Source organism: Pseudomonas sp. NPDC087817, assembly GCF_044742875.1.
Taxonomy (GTDB): Bacteria; Pseudomonadota; Gammaproteobacteria; order Pseudomonadales; family Pseudomonadaceae; genus Aquipseudomonas.
Genome location: NZ_JBIUVJ010000064.1, coordinates 14137 through 29748, shown reverse-complemented (window position 1 = coordinate 29748; position 15612 = coordinate 14137). Strand labels below are relative to the sequence as shown.

The window sequence follows — 15612 nt, the reverse complement described above, 5'->3', positions numbered from 1 at the left end:
ATGACCAGGGCGGTGATGGGATGACTCATATAACACCTCAGCGCGCAGACAGCGCTACCTTTGCTAGCTATGACTCTAGTGCACAGGCAGAAGTTGCCGACGCCTTCTTGTCGTTTTTTTGGGTTGCAGCAGGTTTTGTTCCCAGCGCCAAAAAGCGAAGATCAGGCAGGACCTCGCTTACGCATTTACAGCTGCATCAGGACAGCGCTACCTTAGTGCCTTGATTTTTGTTTGGCAAGCCGCCCGATGACCACCCCTAAAAACGATAAAAATACCCGCACCACCGGCCGTCCCACCCTGAATGAAGTTGCCCGTTTGGCCGGCGTCAGCCCGATTACCGCCTCGCGCGCCTTGCGCGGGGTCAGCACCGTGGCCACCGAACTTGTGGAGAAAGTGCAAAAAGCCGCCAGTGAACTCAACTACGTGGTCAACCCCGCCGCCCGCGCCTTGGCCTCGGCGCAGAGCCATTCGGTGGTGGTTCTGGTGCCCTCGTTATCCAACCTCTTGTTCATCGATACGCTGGAAGCCATCCATCGGGTGTTGACGCCCAAGGGCTTCGAAGTGCTGATCGGCAACTTCCACTACTCGCGCGATGAAGAAGAAAACCTGTTGCGCAACTACATGGCTTATCAGCCACGCGGCTTTCTGCTGACCGGGTTTGATCGCACCGAAAGTTCGCGACGGATGATCGAAGCCAGCAATATTCCCTGCGTCTACATGATGGAACTGGACAGTGCGGCAGGGGTGAATTGCGTGGGATTTTCGCAACTCAGTGCCGGTGAAACCGCGGCCGAGCATTTGCTTTCTCGCGGGCGCAAGCGTCTGGCTTATATAGGCGCACAACTCGATCAGCGTACGTTGCTGCGCGGCGAAGGTTTCCGCAAAGCCCTGCAGAAGGCCGGCAAGTACGACCCGGATCTGGAAGTGCTGACACCGCGCTCCTCTTCAGTTGGTTTAGGCGGTGAGTTGTTCCTGCAATTGCTCTCGGCGCATCCGGATGTCGATGCGATCTTCTTTGGTAACGACGACCTGGCGCAGGGCGCACTGCTCGAAGCGCTGCGTATCGGGATCAAGATTCCCGAGCAAGTGGCGATTCTCGGCTTCAACGATCTGCCGATGTCCGAGCACATGGTGCCGCGCCTGAGCAGCATCAACACCCCGCGCGAGGCGATCGGCCGGCGCGCAGCCGAGCAGATGCTGACATTGATGGCCGGCAACAGCGTGGCGCGGCCGGTGGAAGACATGGGCTTCGAACTGAGAATCCGCGAAAGCACCTGATCCCACATTTTTTCTTTGGCAATCAAAAAGCCAGGGGACAATCGCAATCCCTGTGGGAGCTGGCTTGCCAGCGATGGCGTCAGGTCAGTCGATAAATGGTTGGCTGACACGACGCTATCGCTGGCAAGCCAGCTCCCACATTGGATATTCACTGTTTCTAATGGCTGAGTAGTTCAACCAGTGCCAATGCGCCTTTCTGGAGCGGCTGGCTCTTGAGCCACACCGCATGCACCGGCAGCACCAGGCCGTTTTCGATGTTGCGAAAATTCAGCCGTTTCAAACGGCCGCTGTCCAGCCACGGCTGCACCATCGACAGTGGGAAGTTGCCCCAGCCCAATCCCGCTTCGACCATTTCCATCGCCGTCTCAAGGCTGTCGGTGCGCCAGTGCGATTGCGCCACCAGCGGCCGTGTATCGCTGATCGGCAAATCACGGCTGGCGACGAAGATCTGCCGGACGTGCACCAGATCCTCCAAAAACAAACCCTTCCCCTGCAACAACGGACTGTCCGCCGCCAGTGTGGCGATCATTCGCTCGCTGCCGACAAACTGAAACTGCTCCAGCACGTTCACGCTCAACCCGGCAAACGCCAGGCACACGCTGACACGGCCACTGTGCAGCATCGCCAGCACGTCATCCTGCGGTGCGGTCAGCACTTCGATGTCGAGCAGCGGATGGCGCTCGGTCATCACCTTGATCGCCGCCAGCAAGCGCCGACGGTCGATGTCCGCCACCACACCGATCGACAGCTTGCTCTCCAGCCCCAACGACAACTCCACCGCGTGCACCCGCAATTGCTTGAGTTGCTCGGCGATCAGCCGCGCATGCGGCACCAGTGACAATGCCATCGCCGTCGGCTGCGGTTCGCGGTGGCTACGGTCGAACAACGGATAACCGAGTTCCGCCTCAAGATTGCCGATGCCCATGCTCACTGCCGACGGGACTTTGCCCAGCGCACGGGCGGCGGCGGAAAACGAGCCGCGCTCTATCACCGCGAGGAACAGTTCGATGCTGTCGCTGTTGAAATTCACGCCTACCACCTATCAATAAAACTGAAAGCTACTGACTTTTTCTGTCAGCACTATTGAAGCTATCTTTCGTCGCCTGCGCCAGCCCCGCTGGCCAATGAATTTGAAGAAAGAGGCAAACCCCCATGCAAGGCGTCAAACGCAAACTGGTCTACGTGTCGCTCTACGAAGTGATCGGCATGACCTTCTCCGCCCTCGGCCTGGCGTTGTTGTCCGGGACGTCACCGGGCAGCACCGGGCCATTGGCGGTGATCATCACCACCATCGCCGTGACCTGGAATTTCATTTACACCTCGCTGTTCGAGCACTGGGAAAGCCGCCAACCGTCGCGCACCCGCACAGTGAAACGGCGGATTGCCCACGCCATCGGATTTCAACTGACGCTGATCGTGTTCCTCATTCCGTTGATCGCCTGGTGGATGAACATCAGTCTGGTGCAGGCATTTCTGTTGGATCTGGCGCTGATCATCTTCATTCCTTGCTACACGTTTGCCTTCAACTGGCTGTTTGATCGAGTGTTCGGCTTGCCAGCCTCAGCGCTACCGGATTCGACCGCTGCGGCATAAATCGTTAATTCGTAAACAGATATTGCAAAAAATCAGCGGTTTAACGGAGTAAACCGCCAATATTCACAATCCGTTAACTCCGATAGCAGGCTAAGCTTTTCCATCAATAAAAAATGGATCAGCCCATGACTGCTCACGCCCCCGCCGCCGCGCAAAGCGACGGCATCGACCCGATTCGCGCCGCCCAGGTGTCCGCCCGCATCGACCGCCTCCCGGCCGTCGCGACGATCTGGCGACTGGTGGCGCTGCTGTCGATCGGTGGATTTTTCGAACTCTACGACCTGTTCCAGACCGCCTACATCAGCCCCGGACTGATCCGCGACGGCATCTTCGCCACCGGCAATCAGGGTGTGTTCGGTTTCTCCGATCAGGCAGCTTTTGCCTCGGCGACCTTCCTCGGCCTGTTCCTCGGCGCCAGTCTGCTCAGCCCCTTGGCGGATCGCTTTGGCCGCCGCGCCATCTTCACCTTCGCGCTGGTCTGGTACACGGTCGCGACGGTGCTGATGGGCATTCAGAGTTCGGCGCTGGGGATCATCTGCATGCGTTTTCTGGTGGGCATTGGCTTGGGCATCGAACTGGTGACCATCGACGCCTACCTCTCGGAACTGGTGCCCAAGCGCATGCGCAGCTCGGCGTTTGCCTTCGCGTTTTTCGTGCAGTTCCTGTCGGTACCGGCGGTGGCGTTGATGTCGTGGTGGCTGGTGTCGCAGGCGCCGTTCGGCGTCAGTGGCTGGCGCTGGGTGGTGTTGGCCAGCGCGGTGTTTGCGCTGTTCATCTGGTGGTTGCGCAAGCGCCTGCCGGAGTCGCCGCGCTGGCTCGCTCAGCATGGGCGTTTCGATGAGGCCAATCGGATTCTCGATAGCATTGAGGCTCGTTGCGAGAAAGATCACGGTAAACCGCTGGATGCCCCCGAGGCCGTCCCCGTGGACGTTGAAGGCAAGGGCCGTTTCGCCGACATCTGGCAGCCGCCCTATCGCCGTCGCGCGCTGATGCTGATCGTCTTCCACATCTTCCAGGCCATCGGTTTCTTCGGCTTCGGCAACTGGCTGCCGGCGCTGCTTTCCGGCCAGGGCGTCAGCGTTACTCACAGCCTGATGTATGCGTTCATCATCACCCTCGCCTACCCGCTCGGGCCGTTGCTGTTCGTGAAGTTCGCCAACCGTTTCGAGAACAAATGGCAGATTGTCGGCTCGGCCCTTGGCGCCATGACCTTCGGTACTTTGTTTGCCCTGCAGACCAGTGCGTTCGGACTGATCTTCTGTGGGGTGATGATCACCTTCTGCAACGCCTGGCTGAGCTTCAGTTATCACTCCTACCAGAGCGAATTGTTCCCGACCAATATCCGCGCGCGGGCGGTGGGTTTCTGCTATTCGTTCAGTCGCTTGTCGACGGTATTCAGCAGTCTGTTGATCGGCCTGTTTCTCGACAACTTCGGTACGCCCGGGGTGTTGGCGTTCATTGTCAGCAGCATGTTGATCGTGATGCTGACCATCGGCTACTTCGGCCCGCGCACGCGCAATCTGGCGCTGGAGAACATTGCCCATCGCTGAGGACCGGCGGTCATCTTCTGCCGTCTATCGGCAACGGCTGACCGCTTTTCATCGCCGGTTTGTTGACCAACCTGTTGAAATACAAGCACTTGCGGGACGGGCACGTTAATTGCTGCTGTACGGCAGTCAGCAATTACCTACAGGTCAATTCATCATGTTGGTCAGCGCCAAACATCAGCAAATCATCCACCTGCCCAAGCAGCTGAATGACGACGCCACCTCCACCGCCGCAGCCGGTCTGCAAGGCGGCCTGCACGGTGCCATGCTGCAGACCCTGCAAAACCAGACGCAGGCGCAAGCCACCGACGCGACCGCCAAGGTCCAGGATTCGGCCACGCAGATTGCTACTCAGCAAGTTGCCGAAGCGACGCGCATCAGCGACAACGTCGACGAAGCGTTCGCCAAGACCCGCGTCAACCTGCAAGCCACCGATATCTCCGACGCGACCAAAGCCACTCCTTCGGCTACCGACGAGTTCAAGGACTACATGAGCAAGTCGCCGGAACAGCGTCTGCGCGACAACATCCTCCGGAATCTGGGCATTACCGAAGAAGACATCCAGAACATGCCGCCAGAGAAACAACTGGCAATCGGCAAGGAGATCGCCGAGCGCATGCAGGACAAGATGAAGTTGGCGCAGTCCGAGAAAGAAAACGTCAATGACGTGAAGGACAGCGACAAGTTGGCGGACAAGTTTCTCGCCGCGCTTTGATCGCTACGTGTTTGATAAAAAAGTCCTGAAAGGGACTTTTTTTGTTTTCAGCAGGTAGACCACTCGTCGCATAAACCCCGCCACCTGTAATTTCTGACAGTAGACGCTCTGGGTGAACCGAGTAAACATCGACCTGCCATCCGGCTGGGGGCAATGCCCTCGATTAACAGACAAGGAAGACAGGTCATGAGCGAAAAAACCAAAGCCAGTGGGCGCTTCAATTTGAGAGCGCGAGAAAACGGTGGCGAAGAGATTGTGGTGCCAACCAAGATACATAGCGTGGAATTATCTTCGAACTCTCTGACACTTCGAGGATGGAATTACGATGATCCCAACGAGTTGCCTTGGGGATGCCGGATTGACATACGCGGTCCAATCAAGGTTGGCAAATATGATTTGGCACAGGGCTACGCATTTTATAACCCAAGAAAATCAGATGAATCCTGGATGGCTACGGAAGGCGAATTTACGTTAGACGAAGTGGATTTCGAAAAATACTTCATTAAAGGCAGCTTCCGATTCACCGCCGTACCCATTGAAAGCCCTGGGTTGCGTGGAGATATCCACGGGACTTTTTCACTGCAGGAATACACTAAGCCTGTTGTTTAAATTGTCAGCCCACAGCCCCGCGCATTGGCGGGGCTGTGCTTATACCTTCATCAGTTCAGTTGCAGCGTCTCATTGAACTGGCTGATCGCATCGACCACATGCCGCGACCCCTGCTGAATCTCCAGAATCACCTCCCCCGCCTCGTTCGCCAGTTCCACCCCGAGCCCGGTGCGACTCAGGCTCGATTGCATGCTCGACACCGCGCTCAGTGACAGATCATGGTTCTTGCGCACCACTTCGACAATTTCCAGCGTCGCCTGGCTGGTACGGGCTGCGAGGCTGCGCACCTCATCCGCCACTACCGCGAATCCACGCCCATGCTCACCGGCTCGAGCCGCTTCGATGGCGGCATTCAGCGCCAGCAGATTGGTTTGATCGGCGATGCCGCGAATGGTCTGGACGATGGTGCCAATGATGTCCGACTGTTTGCTGACCGCATCGATGCTGACCGCGGCTTCGTTGAGGTCGCGGGAAATGTCCTGAATGATCTGCACGGTTTGCTGCACGACCTGTGAGCCTTTTTGCGCGCAGGCGTCGTTTTGTACCGAAGTGCTGTGGGCCGATTCCGCCGCGTTTTGCAGCGTGGTCATTTGATGGGTGATGTCGCTGGCGAACTTCACCACTTTGTACAGTCGCCCTTTCGCATCGAACAGCGGGTTATACGACGCTTCCAGGTAAACCATCTGCCCGGACTTGTTCTTGCGCTCGAAACGGTGCGAGTGATATTCGCCGCGATTGAGCGAGGCCCAGAACGCCTTGTATTGCGCTGACTCGGCCTCGGCGCGATGGCAAAACAGGCTGTGGTGATGGCCGACGACTTCGTTGAGCGAATACTGCATGGTTTTCAGAAAGTTTTCGTTGGCGCTGATGACATTGCCTTCGGGGGTGAACTCGATCACCGCCATCGAGCGACCGATGGCCGCCAGCATGCTTTCTTCTTCATGTTCCTTGTTGATCCGCGCGGTAATGTCCGACGCCACTTTGATCACACTTCTGACTTGCTTGTCCTGGCCATACACCGGCATGTAGCTGGCTTCGAGCCAGACTTCCTTGCCGCTTTTGTTCAAGCGCAGGAAAGTCCCACTGATCGGCTCGCCTCGAGCGAGATCGCGCCACAACTTGGCGTACTCCTCGCTGCGATAGAAGACTTCCTCGCAAAAGATCCGGTGATGCTTGCCGCGCACTTCTTCAGCGCTGTAGCCCATGGTTTTGCAGAAGTTCTCGTTGGCATCCAGAACAATACCTTCGGGGGTGAACTCGATCATTGCCATCGAACGGCTGATCGCGGCCAACTTGGCGTTGGCCTCAGTCAGCGCACAACTGAATCGCTCGATTTCCTGCAGGTCAGCCTTGTGATGTAGGTTGAACATGGTTGTATCACCTTCAGCGCGGTCTTTTGATTTGATGAAAGTTCAGGTCTTTCAGAATCCACCACTACGTTCCACAGAACAGGCACACGCATTCCTCCACGGGAGGAAGTTGTCAGGTGATAAATGATGATCAATCGGAGAGTCCATGCAGCGACGCTCTAATCAAGACATCCTTCTCTTGATAGCCCGCTCGCGGGCCAGCCCTAACGTGTTGAAGAACTTCCATTTAAATGATGCTCCTTGTTGGTTCAGTGTCGGTGCCTCGGATTGCGCACTCTGGCAGCATGAATCAGGGGCTAACGCTGTACGCGCGGCATGTTTGGCATGACGGTCGACATAGTTAGTTATGTGTGAGCATAGACAGCGCAAAGCCTTGCGCAAGGCCACTAGTCGGCCAGTATCTGGCACTTTTTGCACAAGAATCGGTTCAGCGCGGGGAGGTTTTGGCGAGGCGGACATAATCGCTGGCAAGCCAGCTCCCACAGGGTTCTGCACTATTTCCAATGAGTGCAATTTCTGTGGGAGCTGGCTTGCCAGTGAAGAGGCCATTACAAACACTACAAAAACAACAGAAATGACTTACAGACTTCCACTCACCTTGTCAGCTACGTCACCCGGCACCCATGGCTTCCAGACTTGCGGCTGATCACGCAAAAACGCCTCTGCCACCACGCGTGGTTGCTGGCGTTTTTCACTCATCCCGGCCAGCGTCTGGTTGAGCAGATCAATCGGCAAATCGACCTTTTCAAAAAACCTCACCAGTTCCGGATACTGCGCCTTGAACGGTGCTGATACGCCAATCGCCAGGCTCGCCGGCATCGAGCGCGTGCCTTTCGGATTCGGGTTGTTCGCATCGGCCAGAGTCTTCCAGGCTTCGGCATCGAACGGCGGCTCTTCAAGCTTCACCAGTTTGAAACGACCCAACAGTGGCGTCGGCGACCAGTAGTAAAACAGCACCGGTTTGCCGCGCTTGATCGACGACGCCACTTCGGCATCCAGCGCCGCGCCGGAGCCGGTGCGGAAATTGACGAAGCTGTCGTTCAGGGCATAGGCCTTGAGCTTCTGGCTGTTGACGATCTCCGAAGTCCAACCGGTCGGGCTGTTGAGGAAGCGCCCACGGCTCGGGTCTTCCGGGTCGCGGAACACGTCTTTATAGCGCGGCAGGTCCGCCACTGATTTCAGCTCCGGCGCCAATGGCTTGATCCCGCGCTCGGGGTCGCCCTTGATCACGTACTCCGGCACCCACCAGCCTTCAGTGGCGCCTTTGACTGTGTCGCCGAGACCGAAGACTTTGCCCTCATTGGCCGCTTTTACCCACGCCGGACTGCGCCCGGCCCATTCCTCGCCGATCACCTGAATATCGTTTTTCGCCAGCGCTGCTTCCAGACTGACGGTGCTGCCCGGCAGCGTATCCGTCGAGTAGCCGTAGCCTTTCTCGACAATCAGGCGCAGCACTTCGGTGATGAAGCTGCCGCTTTCCCAAGTGATGTCACCAAAGTGAATCGGTGCGGTTTGCTCCGCCGCCGAAACGGCGCCGACGCTCAGGCTCAGTGCCAGCAGCGAACCGCCGAGCAGGGTTTTGATCGATCTCATGCAGACCTCTTGTCTTGTAGGAATTGATTGGCACTGTGGCGCTCGCACAGTGCCTGGGAACGGCTCATGTAGACGCTGACCGAACGCTGCGAGATGCCCAGTTCGGCGGCGATTTGCGGGTAGGTCAGGCCATCGATGCGTGCGAGCAGAAAGGTCGAGCGGACTTTGCCCGGCAACCGTTGCAGGCTGTGATCGAGGCGGCTGAGGGTTTGGGTCAATTGCGCGATGTCTTCCGGCGAGGCGGCGTAATCCACATCGATCTGCTGCTGGTGACGGCGCTCCAGGTCGGCGCGGCGCCAGCGTTGATATAACAGGCGTTGGGCGACGGTGGTGAGCAACGCGCGAGGTTCACGGATCGCGGTCAGGCTGGGGGCTTCGAGCAGTTGCGCAAAGGTTTCGGCGGCGATGTCCTCAACGCTGGCTGCGTCATGCAGATGCCGGCGCAGGTAGCTGCAGAGCCAGTGATAGTGGGCACGGAACAGCTTTTCGAGTTGCTGGCGGTGAGACAGATCGGCGCCGGACATAAGGGCTCCTTGGTGAAGGGTCGCTGAATGTCCGGTGTTCCGGTGGCGCGATCGTAGCAAGGCGCCTTATGCATTAATAATATTTAAATCTTATTTTTATATTCATTTTTGATCTTTCAGCGTAAGCGGCCGTAACCCAAATCTTCAGCCTCACGCTGATAATCGAGAATCACCCGATAGTCGCTTTCAGTGGCCGACAGCACTTCAACCAGCCCCAATGTCTGTGCGACGTCGGGAAGCTCACGCAGTGATTGATTCATCACTCGGCGCAACTGCTCGCCTTGCTCATCCGTGGCATTGGCAACGGTAATGAACGGCAGCGTCGGGCTGAAGGCACTGCGCGCCACCAGCCGTAATCCGCTGACCTCCTCGGGTGCGTACTGTGCAAGACAGGCGTAGGTCACGCTGTCGATGGCGGCCAGATCGGCAAGATTTTCGCGCAACCAGCGAAGACTCTCGCGGTGTCCGCCGCTGACGCCGACCGAGGCGAAAAACTGGCCGTTCTGCTGCAACGGCGCCAGGCGTTGGCGCAACAGGTTCATGCCGCTGTTGGAATCCTCGCTGTTGATCACTCCGCGACTGTTGCGAAAGTCCGCGAGGATTTTGCGCGGGTCATCGGCGCGGCAGAGGATCAGGCTGCAATGGTTGCCGGCGCTGGCGTCGGGGAGTTCGTAACGAGGACGGCCGACGATTCGGACCTTGCCGCGTAGCGCCGTCATCAATGGATAACCGCAGGTTTGGGTCAGCAGCAAATCCGGCGAAAGCCATAGTTCCGGCAGCGACAGGTTTTCCGCGTTCAGACGAATCACGCCCAGGTGTTCGAGGATGCGTGAAATCCAGCGCTCGTTCGCTGCACGGATGGGCTCAGGCGCGACATACATCAGAAGCTCTATGTGGTGTTGGGTCATCCCCATCCTTCCCTACCCATAAATAACCCTGTGGGAGCGGGCTTGCCCGCGAAGAGGCCAGCACCTCCAACATCATTGTTTTCAGACAGATCGCCTTCGCGGGCACGCCCGCTCCCACAGGGTTTAGCGGTGGCCGTGCGGTCAGTGAAACGGATGCTGCGGACTGTCGATCGGCTTGAAACCATGCCGCCGCCACAACTGCCCATACCCTCGCACCAGAAACCCGCCACTGCGCGCCAGCCATTGCTCACGGCGCATCCGGTATGCCTGCGGCAAGTCGTACCACGCCAGCCCCGGCAAGTCGTGATGCACCAGATGAAAATTCAGATTCAGAAACAGCCAGCGCCACGGCCATGCGGCTTCGTTGAGCACCGTGCGTTGCTCAGGTTGCGCGTGCGGACGATGTTCATAGTAGGAGCGGATCATTGCAATCGACAGCGCCGGCACACTGATCAGCAGCAGGTAATGCCACACCGGCAAGGCGCTGTAGCGGGCGATGAACCACAGCATCAACAACGTAAACGCGCCGTGAGTCAGCCACATCAGCCACGCTTGGCGGTCGCCGTTCTTCAGCCGTTGCAGTTCCTCACTCGCCAGCGCCAAGAGCCCCAGCGGCGCACCAATCACGAATCGACCGAGGACGGTTTTGTTCAGCCAATGCAGGCCGCGCTCGAACAACGAACTGCCCTGCCAGCCCGCCGCCGTCAGGTAACGACTTTCCGGATCGACACCGGGAACGGTCAGGTCTGCATCGCGGTGATGCAACAAATGACTGTCGCGATACAGCGTGTACGGATACCACACCGCAAACGGCGCATAACCGAGGACTTTGTTGACGAAGGTCGAGCGGGTCGGATGCCCGTGGAGCAGTTCATGTTGAACCGACAACCACAGCACCAGCAGCGGAATCAGCAGCACGGTGCTCCAGCCACGACCGAGCCAATCGCTGTTGAGGACGATGGCGAACCAGGCGCCATACACGCCGATCAGCAACAGCCAGGTCGGCCACTCGGTGCGGGCAGTGAAGCGTTGGCGCAGGGTGTCGATTTGCTCGCGATGGGCGGCGTCGAAGTAATGGGGCATGGCGTTGCTCGAAACGGGATCTTGCCCTTCTGTGCAACGACGTCGATGAATCCTGCAGATTATTTTTCGGATTCAGGCAGGAGCCCGAGAACCGGGCTCCTGTTGGGTGCGATCAATGGCCGAAAATGTCGACTTTCTTGGCTTTTTTCTCCGCGCGTTTTTCAATGGCGGTCTTGGCCGGTTTTTTCTTGTCGGCTTTCTTGGAATTCAAACCTTTGGACATGATGGGTACTCCACTCACAGGGCTGTAGGCTCAGGTATACACCTATCCCGAGGCGTGCGTTCTTTTATAATCGACGCTTTGCCCACCGACAGTCCGATCCCATGCCCGATACCCAATACAGCCTGCTCGACGAGTCTCTCTGGCCGTTGATGAACAAGTTTTACCGCAGCCATCAATCCTCGATGAAAGCCGTGCGCGATGCACACTTGTGGGTGGCCCGGCGTGGCGACATTGTCGCGGCGTTGTGTTTGCGGCCGGTGGCGGGCGGGCAATGGTTGACGGGGTTGTTTGTTGATCCGGCGTGTCGTGAACAGGGGCTTGCCGCACAGTTGATCGCTGCGGCGGTGCAGGATGTAACGGAGCCAGTGTGGCTGTTCTGCCATCCGGATTTGCGCGGGTTTTATGAGCGGCGCGGGTTCACGGTCGACCCGGCCCTGCCGCAGGCGATGGCGGAGCGATTGAGCCGGTATGCGCGGAGCAAGCCGATGATCGCGATGGAGCGCAAACCTTCAATCTGATGCAAAACCCTGTAGGAGTGAGCTTGCTCGCGATAGCAGTGTGTCAGTGACATTTTCGGTGACTGACAGACCGCTATCGCGAGCAGGCTCACTCCTACAAAGGGAATGTGTTGGCCTGGGTTAATCGTCGGCGGTTGGATCGAGGTCGGGGAACATCACTTCGGTGAAGCCGAACTTGCTGAAGTCGGTGATGCGCGACGGGTATAACCGGCCGATCAAATGATCGCATTCGTGCTGCACAACGCGCGCGTGGAAACCCGAAGCCACCCGCACAATCGGCTGGCCCTTCGGATCAAACCCTTCATAGCGAATCTGCTGATAACGCTCCACCGCACCACGCAAACCCGGCACCGACAGGCAGCCCTCAAAGCCCTCTTCCATCAACGGATTCAACGGCGTGATCAACGGATTGATCAGTATTGTCTGCGGCACTGCTTCGGCGTCCGGGTAACGTTCGCTGTGCTCGAAACCGAAGATCACCAGTCGCAGGTCGACACCGATCTGCGGTGCGGCCAAGCCGACGCCGCCGACGCTTTCCATGGTCTGGAACATGTCGTCGATCAGTTGCCACAACTCGGGGCTGTCGAACATTTCCGGCGGGACGGGCGGAGCGATACGCAGCAGGCGTTCATCGCCCATTTTGAGGATTTCACGGATCATGATCAGACTTCGTCAGTGTCCGGCTTGAGCGAGTGATCGCGGCCCAGGCCCGAGACGTGTTGTTTGGGATGTTCGTCCAGTTCGCCGGGGACTTTCTCGCCCTCGTCCTTGCCTTCGCTGGACATGTGCTCGATCACCGCATTCATCTCCGCACCGAGCAACAACACCGCCGCGGAAATGTAGAAATACAGCAACAGCACGATGATCGCGCCGATGCTGCCATACATCGCGTTGTAGTTGGCGAAGGTTTTCACGTAGAACGCGAAACCCAACGAAGCGATGATCCACACCACCACGGCCAATACCGAACCCGGCGTGATGAAACGGAATTCCTGTTTGACGTCGGGCATCACGTAATAGATCAGGGCCACGGCGACCATCATCAAAATCACGATCACCGGCCAGCGCGCGATGGTCCAGACAGTGACGATGACTTCTTCCAGGCCAACCTGCGCGGCAATCCAGCCCATCACCTGCGGCCCGAGCACCATCAGTGCAGCAGCCACCAGCAGCATGCCGGCGATGCCGACAGTGTAGAAAATCGACAGCGGAAAACGCTTCCAGACCGGCCGGCCTTCGACCACGTCATAAGCGGCGTTCATGGCGCTCATCATCAGCCGCACGCCCGCTGAAGCGGTGTACAAGGCGATAACGATACCGACCGAGAGCAAGCCGCCCTTGGACTGCTGCAACTGGTCGATCACCGGGTTGACCTGCTCCAGCGCTTGCGGCGGCAACACCAGTTCCGATTGCAGGCGCAGCCAGGAGAAGAAATCCGGCAGGTGCAGAAAACCGATCAGGGCAATCAGAAACAGGATGAACGGGAACAGCGAGAACAGCATCTGGTAGGCCAGTGCCGAGGCATAAGTCGACATCTCGTCATCGACGAATTCAGTGACCGTGCGCACCATCACCCGGTGCAGGGGCAGACCTTTCATGTCCGGAAATATCATTCGCGTCTCCTTTCGCCGCAATACAGGTTGAAGTCGTGGCGACTCAGGGGCCGTTTTTTACCTCACGGTAGCCTACTTGGCGACCCTTGGTGGGGTCAGCGCAGGCTTTTGACACAAAAACGGCCATCCTTGGATGGCCGCTTCGCTGTTTCGTTCAAGACGCGATTACGCCTTGTCGACGGTTTTCTTCACAGCGTCTTTGGCTTTGCCAACCGCTTGCTGGGCTTCGCCTTTTTTCTCTTGAATCTTGCCTTCGGTTTGCAGCTTGGTGTTGTCGGTGGCTTTACCGACGCCTTGCTTGACGTTGCCGACTGCTTCGTTGGCCATGCCTTTTACTTTATCGCCTGTGCTACTCATGGTGTTTCTCCTTGGTGCAATTAGGGGGAAAAGTCAGTACGTAATGATTGACCGGCCGGGTTTGCGCGGAGTTTCATTTATTTTTCGGTGGTTCTTTTCGTCGCTCTGCGCAGGTTGGGCTTTATGTTTACCCGCCCAGCCCCGAGAATGCGCACCTATGGGCGCCGTGCGCCAAAGATCAGATCCCGCAGGAATGTTATGAAACTCGATAAAAAGCAGGCCATTGCCCGTAGAAACCAGGAACTGGGCGGCGCTGTGCTCGGCTCCAACAACTGCCACTTCGCCGAACTCAACCGTAACCGCAATATCTGGTGGTTCGACCTGCCGGTGTCGCGCCTGGCCGTTGGTCAGTACGAGTGGATTCACCTGCTGATGCACACGCCGGCGACCGACGAACTGCTGCACCTGAAAGTGCCGACGGTGTTTCTGCGTGAAAAGCTCGAAGGTCTGGTGATTCGCAACGAGGGCAAGCGCAAAGCGGCGTTGAGCCTGGAGTTGAGTGCGGACAAGGATTCTTACTTGCAGGACATGCGTCCGGCGGGCACCAACGTGAATTTCGCGCCGTTTCGCCAGTAAGATTTGGGGGAAGCCCTTTTCCCTCACCCTAGCCCTCTCCCAGAGGGAGAGGGGACCGACCGAGGTGTCTGGGCAAGGTACGCCGACCTGAAATATCGAGTTGAACTCAGGCTTTGAACAGCATGAAGATCTACTCCCTTTCCCCCTCTCCCATTGGGAGAGGGCTGGGGTGAGGGGCTGGTTTAACCAGACAACAGATATCTAAAACCCCGCTGCCCACCAACAAAAAGCCCCGCATCGGCGGGGCTTTTTGTTTTATGCGGCGTTCTTCGCCTTGATCTTCTTCAGCTCTTCGTCGCGTAATTCGCGACGCAGGATCTTGCCGACGTTGGTGGTCGGCAGCGCGTCGCGGAATTCCACCGAACGCGGCACCTTGTAGCCAGTGACGTTGGCGCGCATGTGCTCCATCACCGTTTCCTTGGTCAGGGTCACGCCCGGCTTGGCGACGATGAAGATCTTGATCGCCTCACCCGACTTCTCGTCCGGCACACCAATCGCGGCACACTGCAACACGCCCGGCAGAGTTGCCAGCACGTCTTCCAGTTCGTTCGGGTAGACGTTGAAACCGGAGACCAGAATCATGTCTTTCTTGCGATCGACAATGCGCATGTAGCCGTCCGGCTGGATCAGCGCGATGTCGCCGGTTTTCAGCCAGCCTTCGCTGTCGAGCATTTCATCAGTGGCTTCCTGACGCTGCCAGTAGCCCTTCATCACTTGCGGGCCCTTGACGCACAGCTCACCGATTTCGCCCAGCGGCTGCTCGACACCGTTATCGTCGATGACTTTGCACAGGGTCGATGGCACCGGAATGCCGATGGTGCCGATCTGGATGTTCTGGATCGGGTTGACCGTGGCCACCGGGCTGGTTTCGGTCATGCCGTAACCTTCGCAGATCGGGCAACCGGTCACGGCTTTCCAGCGTTCGGCGGCAGCCAGTTGCAGGGCCATGCCGCCGGACAGGGTGACTTTCAGCGCGGAGAAATCCAGCTTGCGGAAACCTTCGTTGTTGCACAGCGCCACGAACAGCGTGTTGAGGCCGACGAAACCGCTGAACTTCCACTTCGACAGTTCCTTGACCATCGCCGGCAGGTCGCGCGGGTTGCTG

At 58.0% G+C, this 15612-nt stretch carries 17 protein-coding genes and 2 pseudogenes; 8 read left to right on the top strand and 11 right to left on the bottom strand.

What is annotated here, in order from left to right:
- Both ACIONG_RS25655 and ACIONG_RS25650 read left to right on the top strand, forming a co-directional pair.
- The coding region (locus ACIONG_RS25655; RefSeq protein ID WP_401303481.1) for a hypothetical protein at window positions 1-224 on the top strand (224 nt) is incomplete at its 5' end.
- Window positions 225-246: 22 nt separating this feature from the next.
- On the top strand, window positions 247-1278 hold the full coding sequence (locus ACIONG_RS25650) for a LacI family DNA-binding transcriptional regulator (RefSeq protein WP_401303479.1): 1032 nt from the start codon (window positions 247-249) through the stop codon (window positions 1276-1278).
- A gap of 157 nt (window positions 1279-1435) precedes the next feature.
- On the opposite strand, the gene ACIONG_RS25645 is transcribed toward ACIONG_RS25650, so the two are convergent.
- The gene (locus ACIONG_RS25645; RefSeq protein ID WP_401303478.1) at window positions 1436-2308 is read right to left on the bottom strand and encodes a LysR family transcriptional regulator; all 873 of its coding nucleotides are present in this window, start codon (window positions 2306-2308) and stop codon (window positions 1436-1438) included.
- A gap of 122 nt (window positions 2309-2430) precedes the next feature.
- Between ACIONG_RS25645 and ACIONG_RS25640 the strand changes: the two genes are divergently transcribed.
- The 4 genes from ACIONG_RS25640 (at window position 2431) to ACIONG_RS25625 (ending at window position 5742) form a co-directional block, all read left to right on the top strand.
- Window positions 2431-2871, top strand: a complete 441-nt coding sequence (locus ACIONG_RS25640; RefSeq protein ID WP_103304016.1) for a PACE efflux transporter — start codon at window positions 2431-2433, stop codon at window positions 2869-2871.
- Between the two features lie 125 nt (window positions 2872-2996).
- Window positions 2997-4421, top strand: a complete 1425-nt coding sequence (locus tag ACIONG_RS25635; RefSeq protein ID WP_401303476.1) for an MFS transporter — start codon at window positions 2997-2999, stop codon at window positions 4419-4421.
- A gap of 154 nt (window positions 4422-4575) precedes the next feature.
- Window positions 4576-5133, top strand: a complete 558-nt coding sequence (locus ACIONG_RS25630; protein WP_401303474.1) for a hypothetical protein — start codon at window positions 4576-4578, stop codon at window positions 5131-5133.
- 186 nt (window positions 5134-5319) lie between these two features.
- Window positions 5320-5742, top strand: a complete 423-nt coding sequence (locus ACIONG_RS25625; RefSeq protein WP_401303472.1) for a hypothetical protein — start codon at window positions 5320-5322, stop codon at window positions 5740-5742.
- Window positions 5743-5792: 50 nt separating this feature from the next.
- On the opposite strand, the pseudogene ACIONG_RS25620 reads toward ACIONG_RS25625, so the two are convergent.
- The 6 genes and pseudogenes from ACIONG_RS25620 to ACIONG_RS25595 form a co-directional block, all read right to left on the bottom strand.
- Window positions 5793-6221, bottom strand: a pseudogene (locus ACIONG_RS25620) (methyl-accepting chemotaxis protein); the annotation flags it as partial.
- Window positions 6222-6335: 114 nt separating this feature from the next.
- Window positions 6336-7112 (bottom strand): annotated as a pseudogene (locus ACIONG_RS25615) (PAS domain-containing protein); the annotation flags it as partial.
- 579 nt (window positions 7113-7691) lie between these two features.
- Window positions 7692-8705 carry an ABC transporter substrate-binding protein gene (locus ACIONG_RS25610; protein ID WP_315445628.1) on the bottom strand — a complete coding sequence of 338 codons (1014 nt, stop codon included), beginning with the start codon at window positions 8703-8705 and terminating at the stop codon, window positions 7692-7694.
- Complete coding sequence (locus ACIONG_RS25605; RefSeq protein ID WP_401303470.1) at window positions 8702-9229, bottom strand: sigma-70 family RNA polymerase sigma factor; 528 nt, start codon at window positions 9227-9229, stop codon at window positions 8702-8704. Before ACIONG_RS25605 ends, ACIONG_RS25610 begins: the two co-directional genes overlap by 4 nt.
- 116 nt (window positions 9230-9345) lie before the next feature.
- Window positions 9346-10137 (bottom strand): phosphate/phosphite/phosphonate ABC transporter substrate-binding protein, encoded by a 792-nt coding sequence (locus tag ACIONG_RS25600; RefSeq protein WP_401303468.1) that lies wholly within the window; start codon window positions 10135-10137, stop codon window positions 9346-9348.
- A gap of 141 nt (window positions 10138-10278) precedes the next feature.
- The gene (locus ACIONG_RS25595) at window positions 10279-11220 is read right to left on the bottom strand and encodes a fatty acid desaturase (RefSeq protein WP_401303466.1); all 942 of its coding nucleotides are present in this window, start codon (window positions 11218-11220) and stop codon (window positions 10279-10281) included.
- A 324-nt stretch (window positions 11221-11544) separates the two neighbouring features.
- Here ACIONG_RS25595 and ACIONG_RS25590 point away from each other — a divergent pair, with 324 nt between their 5' ends.
- Complete coding sequence (locus tag ACIONG_RS25590; RefSeq protein WP_401303465.1) at window positions 11545-11961, top strand: GNAT family N-acetyltransferase; 417 nt, start codon at window positions 11545-11547, stop codon at window positions 11959-11961.
- Window positions 11962-12081: 120 nt separating this feature from the next.
- Here ACIONG_RS25590 and def read toward each other — a convergent pair whose 3' ends face one another.
- The 3 genes from def to ACIONG_RS25575 all read right to left on the bottom strand — a co-directional run bounded on the left by def (window position 12082) and on the right by ACIONG_RS25575 (window position 13931).
- On the bottom strand, window positions 12082-12621 hold the full coding sequence (def, locus tag ACIONG_RS25585; RefSeq protein ID WP_401303463.1) for a peptide deformylase: 540 nt from the start codon (window positions 12619-12621) through the stop codon (window positions 12082-12084).
- A 2-nt stretch (window positions 12622-12623) separates the two neighbouring features.
- Window positions 12624-13574, bottom strand: a complete 951-nt coding sequence (locus ACIONG_RS25580; protein ID WP_103304004.1) for a YihY/virulence factor BrkB family protein — start codon at window positions 13572-13574, stop codon at window positions 12624-12626.
- A 165-nt stretch (window positions 13575-13739) separates the two neighbouring features.
- A complete protein-coding gene (locus ACIONG_RS25575) occupies window positions 13740-13931 on the bottom strand; it encodes a CsbD family protein (RefSeq protein ID WP_401303460.1) in 192 nt (63 codons plus the stop codon).
- Between the two features lie 198 nt (window positions 13932-14129).
- Here ACIONG_RS25575 and ACIONG_RS25570 point away from each other — a divergent pair, with 198 nt between their 5' ends.
- Window positions 14130-14507 carry a hypothetical protein gene (locus ACIONG_RS25570; protein ID WP_103304002.1) on the top strand — a complete coding sequence of 126 codons (378 nt, stop codon included), beginning with the start codon at window positions 14130-14132 and terminating at the stop codon, window positions 14505-14507.
- Window positions 14508-14762: 255 nt separating this feature from the next.
- Here ACIONG_RS25570 and ACIONG_RS25565 read toward each other — a convergent pair.
- A partial coding sequence (locus ACIONG_RS25565; RefSeq protein ID WP_401303458.1) for an AMP-binding protein occupies window positions 14763-15612 on the bottom strand: 850 nt, incomplete at its 5' end.